Here is a 680-nt window from a genome sequence, read left to right as displayed (position 1 = left end):
CCCCAACAGACACCCCCGTCGTCCCCCACATGAGGCAGAAGTAGGGAAAAGCCGGACGCGGTGGGTCGGGTCGCCCTACTCTCAAGTTGTGCCAGGCGCGTCGGGTCGGGTGCTTGTTGTGGACGACAACAAGGTCATCCGGCAACTGATCAGGGTCAACCTTGAGCTAGAGGGTCTTGAGGTCGTGACCGCGGCCGACGGCGTCGAGTGCCTGGACGTGATCCACCAGGTCCGGCCCGATGTGGTCACCCTCGACGTGGTCATGCCCCGCCTCGACGGACTGCGTACCGCCGCCCGGCTCCGGGCCGATCCGCGGACCCGCCACCTCCCCCTCGCCATCATCAGCGCCTGTACCCAGTACGAGGTCGAGAACGGCCTCGAYGTCGGCGTCGACGCCTTCCTCGCCAAGCCCTTCGAGCCCACCGAGCTGGTCGGCCTCGTGAAGCGGCTGCTTGAGCAGCGGGAGACCGCCGGCACCGGCGCCAGCACCGTCCCCGGCAGTGGATCCGGCAGCGGGCCCGGCCCGTCCAGCTCCTCCTTCGACGGTGCCGAGCGGTTCTACGGGCCCGGCGGCGGCGAGCGTGCCGGTCGCCCCGGCAGCTGAGCGGAGTGACTCCCCTCTCACCACCCGCCCGTCCCGTCCACATCCCGGACTCCTGTCCAAACCCGTTCGCCTGCCC

The 680-nt window shown here is 70.0% G+C and carries 1 protein-coding gene; it reads left to right on the top strand.

All coding sequences use genetic code 11. The features are described 5' to 3' along the window. A partial coding sequence (locus FGF04_RS39660; protein ID WP_408055734.1) for a response regulator occupies positions 1 to 604 on the top strand: 604 nt, incomplete at its 5' end. Positions 605 to 680: the final 76 nt, after the last annotated feature.

Origin of the sequence: Streptomyces apricus, from assembly GCF_008369065.1 — a bacterium.
GTDB lineage: Bacteria > Actinomycetota > Actinomycetes > Streptomycetales > Streptomycetaceae > Streptomyces > Streptomyces apricus.
The sequence above is the reverse complement of the archived record's forward strand: the minus strand, read 5'-3'. Positions and strand labels throughout refer to the sequence as shown.